Origin of the sequence: Caballeronia sp. PC1 (assembly GCF_021353155.1) — a bacterium.
Taxonomy (GTDB): Bacteria; Pseudomonadota; Gammaproteobacteria; order Burkholderiales; family Burkholderiaceae; genus Caballeronia; species Caballeronia cordobensis.
Genome location: NZ_JAJUBH010000002.1, coordinates 112,139 through 128,997, shown reverse-complemented (window position 1 = coordinate 128,997; position 16,859 = coordinate 112,139). Strand labels below are relative to the sequence as shown.

General features: G+C 57.9%; 15 protein-coding genes. 8 read left to right on the top strand and 7 right to left on the bottom strand.

Annotation, left to right across the window (positions count from 1 at the left end):
- Positions 1-11 precede the first annotated feature (11 nt).
- On the bottom strand, positions 12-1,442 hold the full coding sequence (locus tag LY284_RS16410; protein WP_233387294.1) for a PLP-dependent aminotransferase family protein: 1,431 nt from the start codon (positions 1,440-1,442) through the stop codon (positions 12-14).
- 294 nt (positions 1,443-1,736) lie between these two features.
- Here LY284_RS16410 and LY284_RS16405 point away from each other — a divergent pair, with 294 nt between their 5' ends.
- The 6 genes from LY284_RS16405 to LY284_RS16380 all read left to right on the top strand — a co-directional run bounded on the left by LY284_RS16405 (position 1,737) and on the right by LY284_RS16380 (position 9,278).
- Positions 1,737-2,636, top strand: a complete 900-nt coding sequence (locus LY284_RS16405; RefSeq protein ID WP_233387293.1) for a LysR family transcriptional regulator — start codon at positions 1,737-1,739, stop codon at positions 2,634-2,636.
- A gap of 346 nt (positions 2,637-2,982) precedes the next feature.
- Positions 2,983-5,262, top strand: a complete 2,280-nt coding sequence (locus LY284_RS16400) for an FdhF/YdeP family oxidoreductase (protein WP_233387292.1) — start codon at positions 2,983-2,985, stop codon at positions 5,260-5,262.
- 135 nt (positions 5,263-5,397) lie between these two features.
- Positions 5,398-6,789 (top strand): cytochrome ubiquinol oxidase subunit I, encoded by a 1,392-nt coding sequence (locus LY284_RS16395; protein WP_045453175.1) that lies wholly within the window; start codon positions 5,398-5,400, stop codon positions 6,787-6,789.
- Positions 6,790-7,797: a cytochrome d ubiquinol oxidase subunit II gene (cydB, locus tag LY284_RS16390; RefSeq protein ID WP_233387291.1), complete on the top strand. Its 1,008-nt coding sequence runs from the start codon at positions 6,790-6,792 to the stop codon at positions 7,795-7,797.
- Positions 7,798-7,896: 99 nt separating this feature from the next.
- On the top strand, positions 7,897-8,808 hold the full coding sequence (locus LY284_RS16385; protein ID WP_233388331.1) for a bestrophin family protein: 912 nt from the start codon (positions 7,897-7,899) through the stop codon (positions 8,806-8,808).
- 20 nt (positions 8,809-8,828) lie between these two features.
- Entirely contained in the window at positions 8,829-9,278 is a 450-nt protein-coding gene (locus LY284_RS16380; RefSeq protein WP_233387290.1) for a DUF1269 domain-containing protein, read from the top strand.
- Here LY284_RS16380 and LY284_RS16375 read toward each other — a convergent pair.
- Positions 9,275-9,421: a hypothetical protein gene (locus LY284_RS16375; protein ID WP_233387289.1), complete on the bottom strand. Its 147-nt coding sequence runs from the start codon at positions 9,419-9,421 to the stop codon at positions 9,275-9,277. The genes LY284_RS16380 and LY284_RS16375 overlap by 4 nt on opposite strands.
- Positions 9,422-9,539: 118 nt before the next feature.
- Entirely contained in the window at positions 9,540-9,857 is a 318-nt protein-coding gene (locus tag LY284_RS16370; RefSeq protein WP_233387288.1) for a DUF6566 family protein, read from the bottom strand.
- A gap of 271 nt (positions 9,858-10,128) precedes the next feature.
- Here LY284_RS16370 and LY284_RS16365 point away from each other — a divergent pair, with 271 nt between their 5' ends.
- Positions 10,129-10,344: a hypothetical protein gene (locus LY284_RS16365; RefSeq protein ID WP_233387287.1), complete on the top strand. Its 216-nt coding sequence runs from the start codon at positions 10,129-10,131 to the stop codon at positions 10,342-10,344.
- Between the two features lie 30 nt (positions 10,345-10,374).
- Here LY284_RS16365 and LY284_RS16360 read toward each other — a convergent pair whose 3' ends face one another.
- The 4 genes from LY284_RS16360 to LY284_RS16345 form a co-directional block, all read right to left on the bottom strand.
- Positions 10,375-13,143 (bottom strand): ATP-dependent Clp protease ATP-binding subunit, encoded by a 2,769-nt coding sequence (locus LY284_RS16360; protein ID WP_233387286.1) that lies wholly within the window; start codon positions 13,141-13,143, stop codon positions 10,375-10,377.
- Positions 13,144-13,291: 148 nt separating this feature from the next.
- Complete coding sequence (locus LY284_RS16355; RefSeq protein WP_233387285.1) at positions 13,292-14,095, bottom strand: family 1 encapsulin nanocompartment shell protein; 804 nt, start codon at positions 14,093-14,095, stop codon at positions 13,292-13,294.
- Positions 14,088-15,137 (bottom strand): Dyp-type peroxidase, encoded by a 1,050-nt coding sequence (locus tag LY284_RS16350; RefSeq protein ID WP_233387284.1) that lies wholly within the window; start codon positions 15,135-15,137, stop codon positions 14,088-14,090. Before LY284_RS16350 ends, LY284_RS16355 begins: the two co-directional genes overlap by 8 nt.
- A 236-nt stretch (positions 15,138-15,373) precedes the next feature.
- Positions 15,374-15,772, bottom strand: a complete 399-nt coding sequence (locus LY284_RS16345; protein WP_233387283.1) for a host attachment protein — start codon at positions 15,770-15,772, stop codon at positions 15,374-15,376.
- 811 nt (positions 15,773-16,583) lie between these two features.
- On the opposite strand from LY284_RS16345, the gene LY284_RS16340 reads away from it, so the two are divergent.
- Positions 16,584-16,775 carry a hypothetical protein gene (locus tag LY284_RS16340; RefSeq protein WP_233387282.1) on the top strand — a complete coding sequence of 64 codons (192 nt, stop codon included), beginning with the start codon at positions 16,584-16,586 and terminating at the stop codon, positions 16,773-16,775.
- Positions 16,776-16,859 lie beyond the last annotated feature (84 nt).

Genomic DNA, 16,859 nt, shown 5'->3' with positions numbered 1-16,859 from the left:
GCTTCACAAGCCTAGTGAGCGAGATAGGCGACGATTTTACCCACCGTCATCAACGCATCTTCCATTCGCGAAGACCACGGACTACTACAGTTAATCCGGATAAAGTTCCGATATGTTTTCTCGAAGATGGAAAACATGTGACCCGGTCCTACGGTGATGCCCCGCTCGAGCGCCTGTCGATAGACCTCCATCGCGTCCACGCTGGCAGGCATCTCCACCCACAAGACGTATCCCCCGCGAGGCTCGGAGATCCGTGTCCCCGACGGAAAAAATCGATGGATCAACGCTCGTGTCAATTTGGTCTGATGCGCGTAGGTCTTCCGCAGGCGCCGGAGATGACGTTCATACCCTCCCGACTTCAAAAATTCCGCGATCGCCATTTGCGGAATGGGTGGAGAAGTCAGCGTATTTAGAAACTTCAGATTTTCAATCTTATCCCGATACACGCCTGGGACCACCCAACCAATACGGTACGCCGCCGTCAGACTCTTTGAAAAGGAGGCGCATGTCACGACCAACCCCTTTTTATCAAACGCTTTTAGCGTGGACGGCGTGGTCTTTCCGAAATACAGCTCGTTGTAGACCGCATTTTCCACGACGGGTATTTCATGCTTTCCGAGCAAAGCCATCAACTCCTCTTTTTTCTCGTCCGGCATTTCAAACCCGAGTGGATTCTGGAAGTTCGGCATGAGCATGCACGCCTTCACATTCTCTCGTTCGATCAGGCCAGACAGTGCATCTGTGTCGATTCCCAGCGTCGGATGCGTTGGAACTTCGATGGCCCGCATCCCCAACCGCTCGATCGCATGCAGCATGGCGTAAAAAGTGGGCGATTCAACGGCAACTGTATCGCCAGGATTCGCAATTGCCTGCAAAGCAAGATTGATCGCTTCGGTTGCGCCCACTGTGATGATGATCTGATTGGGATCCACGAGGAGCCCGCCTTCCAGATGACGCTTCGCAATCTGCCGGATCAGTTCGTAATTCCCTGGTGGCAGCGCATCACCGACACCCCACATCTTTTGTGAACGGCCAATCTTTGCCGCTATTCGGTTGAGTTTGTCGAACGGAAACAGCGTGGCATCCGGATAGGGCGACCCCAAGGGCACCGCGTGGTCTACTTGAATCCTGCGTAGCGTCGACAGCACCAGTCTACTCACGTCCACACGGCTGGATACCGAGACCGGCGTCGAGGTAAGGAGCGGCAAAAGCGGCCGGTCGTCGCCGCTCGCTGAACTGTCACGCACGTAGAAGCCGGATTGAGGTCGTGAGGAAATCAAGCCTTTGCTTTCCAGGCGCAGGTATGCCCGTATCACCGTGGATATGGACCGGCCGTGTTGCTTGCTCAACTCCCTAACGGATGGCAGGCGCTCACCCGGTTTATACACTCCGCCGCGGATGAGCCCTTCCACGTCGTCTGCAAGCTTTTCATACAGCGCCATACAAACCTCAGACAATAGATGGTCAGCCGTTCACCTTGGTCGCCCGCGAAAGGAACAGCGAGCGATTTCTACCGCATTTGACAACTGTACTCTATTCAAACTGCCCAATCTGTGATGCATGCGCTAGCAGCAACGCGCCTATCGTGGAAGCAATCCAAATAGCTGATAGGTAATGAACATGCACAACAGATACGCCGCTGTCCGGCTGCAAGAAGACAACCGTGCCGCGCTTCCAGGCAATCAGGCGGACTCTCGCCGCGCTCCCGCACAAGGAGATACGGGAGGGCCTTGTAGATGAATCTCATCGAGAGCATGCGTATTTATGTGCGGGTGGTTGAACGCGCGAGCATCTCCGATGCAGCGCGGGATCTCGAGATCGGCCAGTCGACGGTGAGCGAGCGAATCGAGAAGCTTGAGAAGTTCGTCGGGTGCCGCTTGCTTCTCCGGAGCGCGAGAGCCTTCAGTTGCACGCCCGAGGGCCAGACATTCTATGAACGGAGCAAGACGATCCTTCAGGCCGCTTCCGAGGCGATAAGCGAGATTTCCGGAGATCAACAACTCGCAAACGGCGTTACGCGCATCGCAGCACCACATTGCTTCGGAGAGACGATACTGCCCCACCTCATCGAATACTTCCGAAGCAATTTCCCGCCGACGCCATTGAGCCTGACGCTGAATGACCGGGTCGTTGACCTGGTCACCGAGGGGGTGGACATATCATTTCGCATCGGGCACCTTGGAGAAGGCGCGTTCATCGCTTATCCGCTCGGACAGGTGAGCCGGATTCTCGTGGCTTCGCGCGCATACGCTGACAGGAACGCTCCCATCGAATCGCCGAGTGATCTCGCCTCTCATACTCTGATCGGCTTCAACAACCCAGCGGATCAGATTGCGATGATCAGCGGCTCGGGCGTCGTCGAGAACATACCTTTTCCAAGCGACATCAAGACAAGCCACTGGCGCCCGGCGTTTGAAATGGTCCGTCGCGGCATGGGTATTGGCGTGTTCGAAGAATATGCCTGTATAGAAGCACTAGAAAACGGCGATCTGGTGAAACTGCTCCCCGGCTTCCAGATCGTCCCGCTGGATTTGAATCTGCTGATCCAGGCCCAACGTCCCGTACCGCAGCGAGTGCGCACGATCGTCTCGATTCTGAGGAATGTCGTTCCGAATTTTCTGCCACAAACCTCGTAGCAGCGTTCAGAATAGGGAGTGCTCATCAGTGGTATTCATGGCAACAAGCGTGACCCTAGGCGTTAAACAAGCCCCGCCTCACGCCCTTACTGCCTGACCTCCTTATTCGTTGTATTCAATAAAACATTACGACCAAGTTGTTGACGATACTTAGCATCGTTTAGCACATCGCACCAGGCATAGTGACACCACCTACAATGACTCATCTCTTGTCACGCTGAATTCGATTCGAATAACTCCGTCATAAGCGCACACAGGAAACCTGAACGCGTTCTTGAATGCGCGGCGCCGGATCGCTTTGGCAGCAACGACCGCAATTCTTATCCGCATCCCTTCGGAGGCCGGCATGGCAAAAAGAGAGGTACCAGGTGTTCGTCCGTACGATTCGCCCGCGGGTGGCTGGGGGGCGCTGAAGGCCACGGCACAAGCTGTGAGAACTCAGATGGAGACGGTCGAGGCACCTATCACGCTGATGCGCACCAATCAGCCTGATGGGTTCGATTGCCCGGGATGCGCATGGCCTGACAAGGAGCACCGGTCTACGTTTCAGTTTTGCGAGAACGGAGCGAAGGCCGTCACCTGGGAGGCGACCACCAAGCGCGTCGGCCCCGAGTTCTTTGCCGCGAATACTGTCACCTCCTTACGCGGCTTGACCGATTTCGAACTGGAAGGAATGGGAAGACTGACGCACCCGCTCGTGTACGATCGGGCAAGCGACAAATTTCTCCCGGTTGCCTGGGACGATGCGTTCCACCGCATCGGAGAAGTTCTTCGCAATCTGTCTCCCGATGAAGCCGAGTTCTACACGTCGGGCCGAGCGTCAAACGAAGCGGCCTACCTGTTTCAATTGTTTGCGCGCGAGCATGGCACAAACAATTTCCCCGACTGCTCGAACATGTGTCACGAGCCGACAAGCGTCGGACTCCCGCAATCCATCGGCATTGGTAAGGGGACAGTCTCGCTGGAAGATTTCGACGTAGCAGAGCTCATCATATCCATTGGGCACAATCCCGGTACGAACCATCCTCGCATGATGGGCACGCTTCACGAGGCCTCCCGGCGCAACGTGCCGATCATCGTCTTCAATCCGTTGCGGGAACGCGCGCTCGAACGCTTCGCCGATCCCCAGGATGCCATCGAAATGGCAACCTTCAGTTCGACGAGAATCGCTTCGACCTACTATCAGGTAGACGCCGGCGGCGACGCGGCCGCGATCAAGGGCGTCATCAAGGCATTGCTGGCGATGGATGCGGAAGAAGGAAACGTGCTCGATCACGATTTCATCGCCCAACACACCAACAACTTCGAGGCGTTCAAGCAGGATATCGAAGCGACGGAATGGGCCGATATCGAGAAAGCGAGCGGACTCAATCGGCCGGGGCTGGAGCAGGTCGCGCTCGCCTATGCAAAGTCGAAGGCGACGATCGTTACCTACGGCATGGGAATCACCCAGCATAACCGGGGAACAGCAAGCGTCAGGCTGATCGCTGACCTGCTGTTGCTGAAGGGAAACTTCGGCAAGCCCGGGGCCGGAATTTGCCCACTCAGAGGGCACTCCAATGTGCAGGGAAATCGAACCGTCGGGATCACGGAAAAGCCGTCTACCGCGTTTCTCAGCAGCATAGAATCCCTTTTTGGCTTTTCGCCACCGCAGGCGCACGGTCACGATGCCGTGCAGGCGATGCAGGCCATGATCGAGCGAAAATCCAAAGCGCTCGTCTGCCTGGGCGGCAACTTCGCTGTCGCCCTGCCGGACTCCGACGTGGCCTTTCCCGCCATGAGAGAGCTCGATCTCAGCGTTCACATCGGCACCAAGCTTAATCGAACCCATCTCCTGGTCGGAAAAGAAACCTACGTGCTGCCGTGCCTGGGCCGGACAGAGCTCGATATGCAGGCCAGCGGCCGCCAGTCGATCACCGTCGAGGACTCGATGTCGATGGTCCATGCGTCCTCGGGCAAGTTGACGCCTGCATCCGAATTCCTGCGCTCCGAGCCCGCGATTGTTGCCGGCATGGCGAAAGCGACCCTGCCAGCGAGCAAGGTCAAGTGGGACGAACTCATCGCGGATTACGACAAGATCCGCGATGCCATCGAACGAACCATTCCCGGATTCGAAGCGTTCAATGCACGGATACGCGTCCCCGGTGGCTTCAGGCTCCCCCTCCCGCCTACCGAACGTGTTTGGCCCACGCCCTCAGGCAAAGCCGAGTTTTCGATCTACCAGGGCGTCAAGGAGGATGCCGACGTTCTCGGCGCCGAAGGCGTGCTGCGCCTGATTACCATCCGTAGCCACGATCAATACAACACCACGATCTACGCAATGGATGATCGCTATCGCGGCGTGTTCGGGAGACGCGACATACTCTTCATGAACGAAGCCGATTTAGCTGCACTTGGCCTCGAACATGGCGATGTCGTCGACGTCGAGACGATCTGCACCGACCGGACACTAACGCTAAAAGGGATAACAGCGATTGAATACAAGATCGCTCCAGGCTCGGTCGCCGCTTACTACCCGGAGGCGAATGTCCTCGTTCCGCTGGATTACATCGATAAGGAAAGCGGAACGCCCTCATACAAGTCCGTGCCGGTGCGCGTGCGGCGTTCGGAGGCGACCGCGCCCTGACATGCTGAAGCAGCAGCGTCTAAAGACAATTGCTTAGACAACGAATCAGATTCGCCGCGTCTCGGCACGAGACGACGTCCCTGGAGTTCATCGCCTGAGTTGTGACCTCGCATCATGCCAATGGAGCCGCGCCCAATGGATATTTTCGACGCCTTTCATCTTGCGAGATTGCAATTCGCATTCACCGTATCGTTCCATATCGTTTTTCCTGCGATCAGCATCGGTATGGCCAGCTTCCTCGCGGTACTGGAGTGGAGATGGCTTGCAACCGGCGACGTCGCTTACAGGGAGATGTTCCACTTCTGGTCCCGCATTTTCGCAGTCGGCTTTGGCATGGGCGTGGTGTCGGGCGTCGTGATGGCCTACGAATTCGGGACCAACTGGAGCGGTTTCTCCGATGTCGCGGGAAACATCACCGGACCGCTTCTCACTTACGAGGTCCTGACCGCGTTCTTTCTCGAAGCCGGATTTCTGGGTGTCATGCTTTTTGGATGGAACCGTGTCGGGCCGCGCGCGCATTTCTTTGCGACGCTCATGGTGGCCGTTGGAACGCTGATTTCGACGTTCTGGATCCTCGCCTCCAACAGCTTCATGCACACCCCTCAAGGGTTTGCCATCGTCAACGGCCGCATCGTGCCCACCGACTGGCTCAAAGTCATTTTCAATCCTTCGTTTCCGTATCGACTCGCGCACATGACGATCGCGGCCTTCATCGTTGCCGCGTTCATCATTGCCGCGTGCGGCGCCTGGCATCTAAGAAACGGCCGTGCCGACGAGCCCGTCAAGCGCAGCTTTTCGATGGCCCTCTGGATCTTGCTGCTCCTCGCGCCCCTCCAGATCGTGGTCGGTGACGCACACGGGCTGAACACGCGTGAGCATCAGCCAGCGAAGATCGCAGCTATCGAAGGCCTGTGGGAAACGGAAAAAGGCGGCACTGCCCTGAACCTCGTGGGGCTTCCCGATATGGACGCCGAGGTCACGCGTTACGCAATCTCGATACCGCATCTGGGCAGTCTTATTCTCACCCATAGCTGGACCGGCGAGATCCGCGGACTGAAGGAATTCAAGAAGGAAGATCGACCTTATTCGCCCATCATATTCTGGACCTTTCGGTTGATGGCGGGCCTTGGCATGCTCATGCTGCTAACCGCGCTAATCGCCTTGTTTCTCCGGTTCCAGGGACGGCTGTATGAGGCTCGCTGGTTTCACGGCTTTGTATTCTGCATGGGGCCTTCAGGCATCGTAGCGTTATTGGCAGGGTGGATTACCACCGAGGTTGGGAGACAGCCGTGGACGGTTTATGGCGTCCTTCGAACGATCGATTCGGTATCTCCGATCGGCGCTCAGCAGGCAGGCGTATCCCTTCTGATGTTCGTGATGGTCTACTTTCTGGTGTTCGGTGTTGGCATCTACTACATGCTCAAGATGATGAAGCGTGGACCGAATGCCGTGGTCGATCAGTGGGCGCATCTGCGGCACCCTGTGCTTCGAAACCGTCCGCTCGACGCACTCGAGGGAGAACAATAAATGCAACTCGATCTTCCGATTGTCTGGGCGCTCATCATCGGCCTCGCCGTCTTTATTTATGTCATCCTCGACGGATTCGATCTCGGCATCGGTCTGCTATTCCCGTTCTTCGAAAGCAAGGGCGAACGGGAAGTCATGCTCAATACCGTCGCTCCAGTCTGGGACGGCAACGAGACCTTCCTCGTGTTAGGCGGAGCCGGTCTGTACGGCGCCTTCCCGATCGTATATTCGACGCTGCTTCCCGCGAACTACATGCCGCTCATCCTGATGGTGATCGGTTTGATCTTCAGAGGCGCGGCGTTCGAGCTCCGGGCAAAAGCTCGGCGAACCCAGCATGCCTGGGATCTCGCCTTCATTGGCGGATCGGCTCTTGCATCGTTATGTCAGGGCATCGTTTTGGGTTCGCTCTTGCAAGGTATCAAGATCGTCGACGGTCGCTTCGCAGGCGCACCTTTCGACTGGCTCTCGCCGTTCAGCCTGTTCTGCGGTTTCGGCCTGATGACCACCTACGCGACGTTGGGATGCGGCTGGCTCATCATGAAGACCGACGGCGAAATGCAAAGCAAGATGCGCGCAGTGATGAAACCGTTGGTTGCCGTCTTGTTTGGCACGATAGTCGTTGTCAGCATCTGGACGGTGCTGGGACTTCCAAGGGTGGAGGCACGCTGGTTCGGGAGCGGCAACACGAAATATTTCGCACCGGTGCCGATCCTGGTTGTTGCCTGTACCTGGGGCATTTACTACGCCCTCAAACAACGTCACGAGGCCACGCCCTTCCTTCTGACCCTCGCGATATGCTTCCTCGGCTTCAGTGGTTTGATCATCAGCATCTGGCCGTACATCGTTCCGCCCTCCCTCACCATCTGGGAGGCGTCGGCTACCCGATCGAGCCAGATGTTTACCCTGGTCGGAACAGCTATCGTCCTGCCGGTCATTCTGGTCTACAACGCGATGCAATACCGGGTGTTTCGTGGAAAAGTCCGTGAGGGCGACGCCGGATATCACTAAGCCGTTCTCCTGGAACCAAGCGTGGCGTTGGGCCGGACGAACGCGATCAGTCCGGCCAAAGCGATCAACTCCCGACCTATTCGCCTGTTGAGAGCATTCATGATTGTCCGACCGAATCAAAACTGGTTCACCTTGCTTTTCGTATGGAACGGCTCAGTGCTGCAGTCGATTATCCCTCAGCTTGTTTTCATGCTGATCATCAGTAGCCTTGCAGTTCTGACCCAGGGGAAAATCTTTGGCGAAAAAATCCCGCTGAACACGACCCCGTTCACGCTGTTAGGCATTGCGCTGGCGATATTTCTGGCGTTTCGGAACAATGAAAGCTACGCGAGATTCAACGAGGCTCGCCACCTGTGGGGCAACATCCTCATCGCTAGTCGCAATCTTGCCTCGCAAACGCTGTCCTACTTTCCGACGCAGATGGATCATGTCCGTTTCTGCAACTTGATCGTCGCTGTTCCCTATGCGCTCAAGCATCAGTTACGTCGAACGGACTCGGTGCACGACCTTCACCGATTACTCGACGACTGTGAGAAGACTACGTTGCAACTGAAAACCTACGTACCGGCCGCCCTATTGAGCGCAATGCGTGAACGCCTCGCTCAACTCGAAGACCGGGACGGGAGCACGATGACCAGGCTCATTATTCTGGACAATCAGATTTCCGAGCTTGAAAAGTCAGTTGGCGGATGCGAGCGCATTGCATCAACGCCGATTCCGTTCGCCTATAGCGTGTTGCTGCATCGTACCGTCTACGCGTATTGTGTCTTGCTTCCTTTTGGACTGGTGGACTCCACGGAGTTCTTCACCCCGCTGCTCTGTGTTTTCATTTCATACACCTTGATCGCATTGGAGGCAATCGCGAGTGAGGTGGCCAATCCATTCAGTGAGGCACCCAATGCGCTCGCCCTCGATTCCATGTCACGGAACATTGAGCGGTCGGTCTTCGAGATCTATGGCCGCCCGATACCCGATGAATTGCGGCCGCGGCGCCCCTATCAATTCACGTGACGTCAATCGAGGAGGTCGGAATGTCGAGTCATCTGATAATCGCCACGTTTTCGAGCGTGGCAAACGCCGAACAGGCTAGCCGGGAAATTCAGCGCTTCGCATCCGAAGATGAAGGCCTGACGATCCACAGCGGCGTACTGGCGCATAAAGGACCCGACGGCAAAACAAACGTCCTCGCCACGCAGTCGCGAGCGATCTGGGGCCCGGTCATCGGAGCCATTACCGGCACGCTTCTGGGCTTACTCGGCGGCCCCGCGGGGGCGTTATTAGGCTTCACCGTGGGTACATCTGCGGGTATTGCCGAGCAACTCATATCTGATGTTCTGGACGATGAATCAGTGAAGTCGATCCTTACGCGCCTTCCGGCCGGTCAGGTGGTTCTGATTCTGGAAGCCGACGAGGACTCACCCGCGCATGTCGATGCATTGATCGCTGCCTCCAGGGGCAGCGTCTTCCGTCGCGATCTCTAATGAGACAGGGCGCGCGTGAGAAGCAGTTTGAGCGGATAAACCGCAATCACGGTGGCTACCACGCCGAATACCCAAAGCGCGATAAACCAGCACGTTTGGGTGATCAGTGCTTTGCGCTTGCTCCGGGAGTCTGCTTTCATCATTTCGACCTCGCAAGATTGCCCTTCTCGCCACGCTGCTAACTGCACTCGCCATCATCGAACGATTCGTGAATGTTGTCCGCGCAGCGAGCGCGAGAAACTCAGTCAAACGCCGTCATGATCAACCGTAGAAGGTTGTTCCATCCCGACGCCGATCGACTTCTGACTGCACCCAAGCCGACGCACGCTCGCGGGTAGCGACCCAGGAATGTGACGCCTGGCCATACTGTTGCATCAAGACCCGGCGCGCCCATTCGATCCCATCGCGTGTCGCCTCCTCGACAGTCAGCCATTCGGGCTGAGTCGTCCGGGGCCATACATCGACGAGCGGCTGGCCGTCCTTGCTGAAGTCGATTTCGGCAACCCACGCCCCTCTTTCATTTTGACGGACTTCGACCGCGATGCTGAAGCCTTTAAACGCATCAAGTGCAGGACTCATAGTCCCCTCCGTTCGAAACGCACCCACTAATGTAGTCGTTTGGCAGGCGTCATGTGTCCGCGTGCTCCGATAATTATGATCGGTCGGAATGCGGATAAATTTTCCGCATGGATGTCAATCCGGTCATGGCTGTATAAATAAGCATCCCAAATCGTCCGAGAGGTTCTCCGTTCCTTCGAGCATATACAAGCGTCGCTAAAAAAGCGCCTCTTTGCCGTCGCGTGGCCTATGCTGAGTGAAACGCCCTTTTCAAGCTATCCGGAGGTGCACCATGCAACAGCAACAGTCAGAGTTCGACTTCTACATCAACCTCACCAAACCGACGCTCGGACTGTACGTCCGCAAGGGGGCAGGCCTGCCGGATTTTGCAGCGGCCGAGGCGAAACAGTGGCAATTTTCCGGGCATGTCTGGCAAAGCGAGCTATCGCCCGAGATCCTCAAGGAACTGGAGACGAACGGCCATGCGTTTCAGGAGCTGGGCGGCTGACATCGCCGCCCGGTTCCGAACAGAACGCGATCAGGTTTCGCTCCTCGCCGACTCCTTCCTGCCTTCCGTCTTCGGCGCGCTTTTTTTCGCGGCTGACTTGGCCTTCTTCGGCTTCGCTTCCGTTTCGACCTTGGTGAACACCATCTTGTCTGTGTCCTTGTCGTAGCTCACGTCTACCGTGTCGCCGGATTTGAGCTTGTCGCCGAGGATTTCCTTCGCGAGCCGCGTTTCCAGTGCCTGACGAATCTGGCGCTTCAATTCGCGCGCGCCGAACTCCGGCCGGTATCCCACATCGGCGAGATGATCGATGACCGAGTCCTGCACCTTGAGCGTGATGTCCTGCGCGGCGGCCGTGCGCGTGACGCGCTCGATCTGAATCTGCACGATCGAGCGGATGTTCTCGCGCGAAAGCCCATGAAACACGATGATCTCATCGATGCGATTCAGGAACTCGGGGCGGAAGTGGCCTTTCAGCACGTCCATGAGCTTCGCGCGCATGTCCTTTTCCGAATCGCGATCCTTCTCGTTCTTTTCAAGGTTATCCATAATGATGGACGCGCCGAGATTGCTCGTCGAGATGATGATCGTGTTGCTGAAGTCGACGACGCGACCCTTGCCGTCGGTGAGGCGGCCATCGTCGAACACCTGCAGCAGCACGTTGTTCACGTCGGGATGCGCTTTCTCGATTTCGTCGAGCAGGATCACGCAGTACGGACGCCGGCGCACGCGCTCGGTGAGCTGACCACCTTCGTCATAGCCGACATATCCCGGTGGCGCGCCGATCAGCCGCGCCACCGCATGCCGCTCCATGTATTCCGACATGTCGATGCGAATCACCGCCTGCTCGTCGCCGAACACGGTTTCCGCGAGCGCCTTCGCAAGCTCGGTCTTGCCGACGCCCGTCGGTCCGAGGAACAGGAAGGTCGCGATCGGCCGGTTCGCCTGGCCCATGCCCGCGCGCGACAGCCGCACCGCGTCGCTCACGGCGACCACCGCCTCGTCCTGACCGACCACACGCTCGCGCAGCGTGTTCTCCATGTCGAGCAGCTTCTGGCGCTCTTCCTGCGTAAGCTCGGTGACGGGAATGCCCGTGAGACGCGACACCACTTCCGCCACCGACGCCACCGTCACTTCGAGCGTCTCCGATCCGGTCTTGCGCTGCCAAGCCTCGGTGAGTTCCTCCAGCTTTTTCTGTTTCTCCTTGATGCGCTCCTCGAAGTTCTTCGCTTCATCGAAACGCTTGCGTGACGACGCATAGTCCTGCTCGCGCTTCGACTGCGCGATCTCCGCTTCCAGCTCCTGAATCTCGGGCGGCCGCGAGGTCGAACCGATGCGCACGCGCGCCGCGGCCTGATCGATGAGATCGATGGCCTTGTCCGGCAGATAACGCGACGTGATATAGCGATCCGACAACTCGGCGGCGGCGATGAACGCATCGTCCGCGAAGGTGACCTGATGATGCGCTTCGAGCTTGTCGCGCAGCCCGCGCAGGATGACGATGGTCTGCTCGACCGTCGGCTCGGGAACGAGCACGGGCTGAAAGCGGCGTTCGAGCGCCGCATCCTTTTCGATGTATTTCTGATACTCGTTGAGCGTTGTTGCGCCGATGAGGCTCAGTTCGCCGCGCGCGAGCGCCGGCTTCAGCACGTTGGCAATATCGAGGCCGCCCTCACCGCCGCCCTGGCCCGCTCCGACAATCGTATGAAGCTCGTCGATGAAGACGATCAACTCGTCCTGCTTCGCCGTGACCTCGTCGATGAGCTGCTTGGCGCGCTCCTCGAACTCGCCGCGATACTTCGCGCCCGCGACCATCGAATTGATGTTGATCTCGACGAGCCGCTTGTTGCGCAGATCTTCGGGCACGTCGTCATTGACGATTCGCTGCGCGAGACCTTCGACGATCGCGGTCTTGCCGACGCCTGGCTCGCCGATCAGCACGGGATTGTTCTTCTTGCGTCGTGCGAGCACCTCGATCGTATTTTCGATTTCCAGCGCGCGTCCGAGCACCGGATCGAGCTTGCCCTGACGCGCCATGGCGGTGAGATCGCGGCCGAACTTGTCGAGCGTGGGCGTGCCTGTGGGCGTGTCCACCCGGCCGTCCTCCGCGCCCTTGCCGACCACCTTTACCACCTTCTGCCGCAGCGCTTCCGGCGTCACGCCATACTTCTTGAGCAGCGTACCGGCAATCGAGTCAGGCACGGCCGCGAGCCCGATCAGCACGTGCTCCGGACCGACATACGAATGCCCCAGTTCGCGCGACGCCTGGAACGCGTATTGAAAGGCTTTCTTGAGGCGCGGCGAGATCGTCATCTTCTCGACGGGCGCGTCCGGATCGGCCTTCCCTTTCTGAGCGTGCTCGTCGATATAGCGCTTGATGTCGTCGGGGGCGAGCTTCAGCTCCTTGAAGAGCGCCTGCACGATGTCGGTATCGGCGAGAACGTAAAGCACTTGCTCCGTGTCGAGCTCCGTTTTCTGCAGCTCGTGCGCTTTTTCGGCGGCACGTTGCAGTAACTCCATCGTCTGTTCGCTAAAGGCGTCCGTGACGTCGACGGATTCGCGCGGCACGGAGGCAATCATGTCCTCCTCGTCTTCATCGCCGGCGTCCTGCATGCCGCCCATCAGACGAGACAATCCGCCGCCGCCCAAAAGCGAATCGAAGGGATTCAGCATGCTTTGATGCCGCATCAACTGCCGGTAGTCGTACTCGCAAATCGACATCGACTTGCGCTGGCCATTCTGCGCGACGGTCACTTGCGCGACAGCCGGACGGGCATGACAAATTTCACAAAGGGCAGCCATGATCAATCGTCTCCATGTTCGGGGCGGTTCACCATCGAGCCCACCGATATGCGACTGTCGATCGGGCTCGACCCAAACCACCGCGTGGTAATCAGGTCTCACTCCCCAAGGTCTTTTATGGCGTCGTATTGTCCGGTGCGGCCGGGGGTCACTCCCCCACCGCGATGGATACCGAAGCCTCGCTCGTCAACATCAGGAACGTCAGCGTCTCGCGCAGATACAACTGCACGGTCGTATCGGTATGACTCGTATAGCCGATGGACAGGTCCTGTCCGATATGCAATTCGTAATCGCCTCCGCGCGTGGACAGCACACAGCCGCCCTGCAACGCGGGCGCCCAAATGACCTCCCCGCTTACGATACGTTTGATGTGCTGAATCACCGGATAACCTTGATCGCTCGCCTCGGCAAGCGCCGTGTAGGCATCCGCCCCGAGCAGCACCGAGTACGGGCCTTCGACGCCCGCGAGCCGCAGCTTTTCCAGCGCCTGACTGACCGCCGCGGGGTAGTCGGCCACGGCCGCCGGCAAAACCGTGGGCGGGTTCGAACTGCCCTCGCGTATCCCGACGATGCCCGCGGCCACGAAGCCATCGAAAATCGCGCTGTCCTCGGCGAGTGCCAGTTCGCTCGCGGCGGTTTTCGCGGGCTGCCAGTCGCCGTCGTTCGAGCCGCGCTCCACGCTGTCCACCGCCTCGCGCTGCAGCGTGAACGGCACGCTCAATTGCACGAGTTGCCGGACGTCGTTAAGCTTTGCCGCCACGCCTTTCCTTGGTGCGGCGATGTTCGTCTGGTGCCCCGTGCCGATGGCCGCGAGCGCGACTCCGCCCGGGCTCTTCACGTCGACCACCCGCCGCCCCGCTACGGAGCGCTTGAAGGTGCGCGCCACTTCGGCTTCGATCTGTTCCCACGCGTCTTCGGAAATCGGTGCAAGCTCGCGATGAAGGTTATTCATGTTGTGGCGTTCCTTTGAGTGAGCCGATGTTCAGTGTTCCGTCGCTGGTGGCTTCGCGCCGAGGCGCGCTGGAAGGCGAGGCCGACACCGCCGCGGCGGGCGTTCTGTCGGGAAGCGCGTCGAGCAGATCGGCGGACGGCACGAAGAAGAGCCCGCCCGTCACCGCGCGACTGTAATCGAGCAGACGGTCGTAATTGCCCGGCGGCCGACCGACGAACATGTTCTCCATCATCTGCTCGATCGGTCCGGGCATGCGCGCATAGCCGATAAAGTAGGTGCCAAACTCCTTTGCACCGGGACGGCCGAATGCCATGTTGTGCCGCAGGATCTTCACCTCCTGACCATTCTCGTCGATGGTCGTCAGCGAACTGTGCGAGCACGAGGGTTTCACGTCCGCGTCCAGTTCGACATCGGCTAGCTTCTTGCGCCCGATGATCTTTTCCTGTTGCTCGACCGTCAAAGCATTCCATGCACTCAAGTTGTGAAAGTACTTCTGTACGACCACATAGCTGCCGCCCGCGAATTCGGCATCTTCGTCACCGACAATCGAGAAGTTTGCAGCACTTTTGCCTGATGGGTTCTCCGTGCCGTCGACGAAGCCCACCATGTCGCGCAGATCGAAGTAGCGAAAGCCGTGCACCTCGTCGACGACCGTGACGGCATTTCCCAGTTTTTCGAGCAACTGTGACGCAAGTTCGAAGCAAAGATCCATGTGATCCGCGCGGATATGCAGCAGGATGTCTCCGGGCGTGGCAATGGCTTGGCGCTCGCCCGATCCGACTTCGATAAACGGATGCAGTGACGCGGGACGCGGCGCGCCGAAGAGAAAGTCCCACGCTTCGGAGCCGAAGCCGCACACGCAGGAGAGCTTGGCGGTAGGTGCGCGCGTGCCGACCGCGCGGACTAGCGCGGCAATCTCGCCGCACCATTCCCGCACGGCAGCAGCCTGGTCTTCGCCGCGCGCTACCGTCAGTGTGAGAAAGATCGCGCTGCGGGAAATCGGATCGCAGACGGCTTGTGGCTCTGGTGTGTTGTTGGGCATCTGAAATTTTCAATCACGTCGCTCGACCGGGAAATCACGTCGGCATTCACGCAAGGGACCTGAAAATCTGCTGGATTACGTCACCAGGACAAGAAGTAGGCGCGATACCGTTAGGACCCGACGACGAAATTCCGTTTACCGATGTTTAGTATCGTAGCCCGTACGTGCGACAGGCCGCTGGAGCCGGGTGGCCATACAATGCGCATGACGAAGCGGTCTTCCATATCATGCAGGCGTCACCCCTGTTGCAGATGCTTCTGTATCTCTTTGATGCTCAACGCCGAATAATCCTTGCTGACCTTTTCGAAGACGAGCTCACGGGTTTGTGCGCTCAGGCTGGACAAGATCATGCCAAGGAACTTGGATTCCGCTATCAATCTCAAGCGGCCAAAGCGTTGATGGAGACGTGCCTGTTCGAGGTACTCAGCCACCTGAACTGCAAATTTATCCCGTTCTTTTTCCTTGCGTTCGCTCCCGGAAAATTCGACAGCCTGCTTTTCGGTTAGCGCCGTGGCGCTATGCGCGACATTGACGAAATCGTCGACTTCTTCGAGGTCGAGGGTGAGCCCTGGAGCCTGGAACACGCGCGCCCGACCTTCATCCGCCACTACAATCCACGTCTTGTCGTTCATCATGTCCCTCCGATGCAAAGCCCTCAAACGAAAGCGCTCTCAAACGTCGGCATGCTGATCTCAGTGGCAATCTTCCCGCCCGTATTATTGGCATGTCGGCGACTGCGGTTGATACCCGAGTTACATTTGCGCGCTCAAACGGTCATGTCCCCGATGTCCGCAAGCTTAAGCCACCGGTGCGTCGTCAACCATCGGTACGAGCCGATACTTATTATCGAATCGCTAAGCCTAACCAATTAGTTTGTCTTCCACATTAGATATGTAGAAGCATGCCCTCGGCGCGGTACTTCGCTGCTCTCCGACGATCAATGCGAGACGAAAAGCTGGACCCGATATTGGCTGCCCGGAGTTTCGCGAGGGACGGGTCGCGGGTATTCGACAGAGCGATCAAGTCTCTACGTCGCGAGATGTCGCTGTCTCTCTGGGTATAGATGCAAGGCACTTGCGGAAAACAGCGCTGGAGATATGTGTTTCGCTTGTGCGTCGTCGAGAAGAAAAGCGCGCTCTAAAGACAAAGAGAGATGGATGAGTTGCGATTTGCCGAATTCGACGACTCATTTACAGGCTTACAGGTCAGCGGAACTGTGGAAGAACTCAATTGCCTTCCGGAAAATTAACCAAATAACTTCTGTTTTGGCCGGGTTCTGAGGTCAAAACGGAGCCTAGGCGCTTGGTCTGTTACTCAAATAACTTCCGGGAGCGACAAGTTTCAACCATAAATCTTCCATCGTCGCGAAAAGATCGTCAACCATCGTTGCGATTGGGCCCCGTGAGCGTCCGTGACCGCTACCAGGCAAGAACGTCCAAGCCGAGCATGTCATCGACCATTGCTGACGTTCGTCGTTTGCCGGCGGGACGGCTCTTCAACCCTCGACACCGGTCGTTCACAACTACGGTCATCGCGAACAGCGGTTCGCCTCCCGACCAAAAGGCGAAATCGACCCATCTCGGCCATATGATCCTGAAAATCGTCAACGACCGGTTGCGAGCCATTCCGGTCGTTTGAATTAGGCATAGCATTCAAAATTCGCGGGCGAGCGATCTACCGTCCAGCAATCTGGAACGGAACCGTTCGTCTCGCCCAATATGT

Bases quoted from the DNA above. Each gene is read 5' to 3' on its own strand.
- LY284_RS16355 (WP_233387285.1), bottom strand. From the start codon at position 14,095: ATGAATAACCTTCATCGCGAGCTTGCACCGATTTCCGAAGACGCGTGG.
- LY284_RS16340 (WP_233387282.1), top strand. From the start codon at position 16,584: ATGTCATCGACCATTGCTGACGTTCGTCGTTTGCCGGCGGGACGGCTC.
- LY284_RS16405 (WP_233387293.1), top strand. From the start codon at position 1,737: ATGAATCTCATCGAGAGCATGCGTATTTATGTGCGGGTGGTTGAACGC.
- LY284_RS16380 (WP_233387290.1), top strand. From the start codon at position 8,829: ATGTCGAGTCATCTGATAATCGCCACGTTTTCGAGCGTGGCAAACGCC.
- LY284_RS16385 (WP_233388331.1), top strand. From the start codon at position 7,897: ATGATTGTCCGACCGAATCAAAACTGGTTCACCTTGCTTTTCGTATGG.
- LY284_RS16400 (WP_233387292.1), top strand. From the start codon at position 2,983: ATGGCAAAAAGAGAGGTACCAGGTGTTCGTCCGTACGATTCGCCCGCG.
- LY284_RS16370 (WP_233387288.1), bottom strand. From the start codon at position 9,857: ATGAGTCCTGCACTTGATGCGTTTAAAGGCTTCAGCATCGCGGTCGAA.
- LY284_RS16365 (WP_233387287.1), top strand. From the start codon at position 10,129: ATGCAACAGCAACAGTCAGAGTTCGACTTCTACATCAACCTCACCAAA.
- LY284_RS16350 (WP_233387284.1), bottom strand. From the start codon at position 15,137: ATGCCCAACAACACACCAGAGCCACAAGCCGTCTGCGATCCGATTTCC.
- cydB (WP_233387291.1), top strand. From the start codon at position 6,790: ATGCAACTCGATCTTCCGATTGTCTGGGCGCTCATCATCGGCCTCGCC.
- LY284_RS16375 (WP_233387289.1), bottom strand. From the start codon at position 9,421: ATGATGAAAGCAGACTCCCGGAGCAAGCGCAAAGCACTGATCACCCAA.
- LY284_RS16395 (WP_045453175.1), top strand. From the start codon at position 5,398: ATGGATATTTTCGACGCCTTTCATCTTGCGAGATTGCAATTCGCATTC.
- LY284_RS16360 (WP_233387286.1), bottom strand. From the start codon at position 13,143: ATGGCTGCCCTTTGTGAAATTTGTCATGCCCGTCCGGCTGTCGCGCAA.
- LY284_RS16345 (WP_233387283.1), bottom strand. From the start codon at position 15,772: ATGATGAACGACAAGACGTGGATTGTAGTGGCGGATGAAGGTCGGGCG.
- LY284_RS16410 (WP_233387294.1), bottom strand. From the start codon at position 1,442: ATGGCGCTGTATGAAAAGCTTGCAGACGACGTGGAAGGGCTCATCCGC.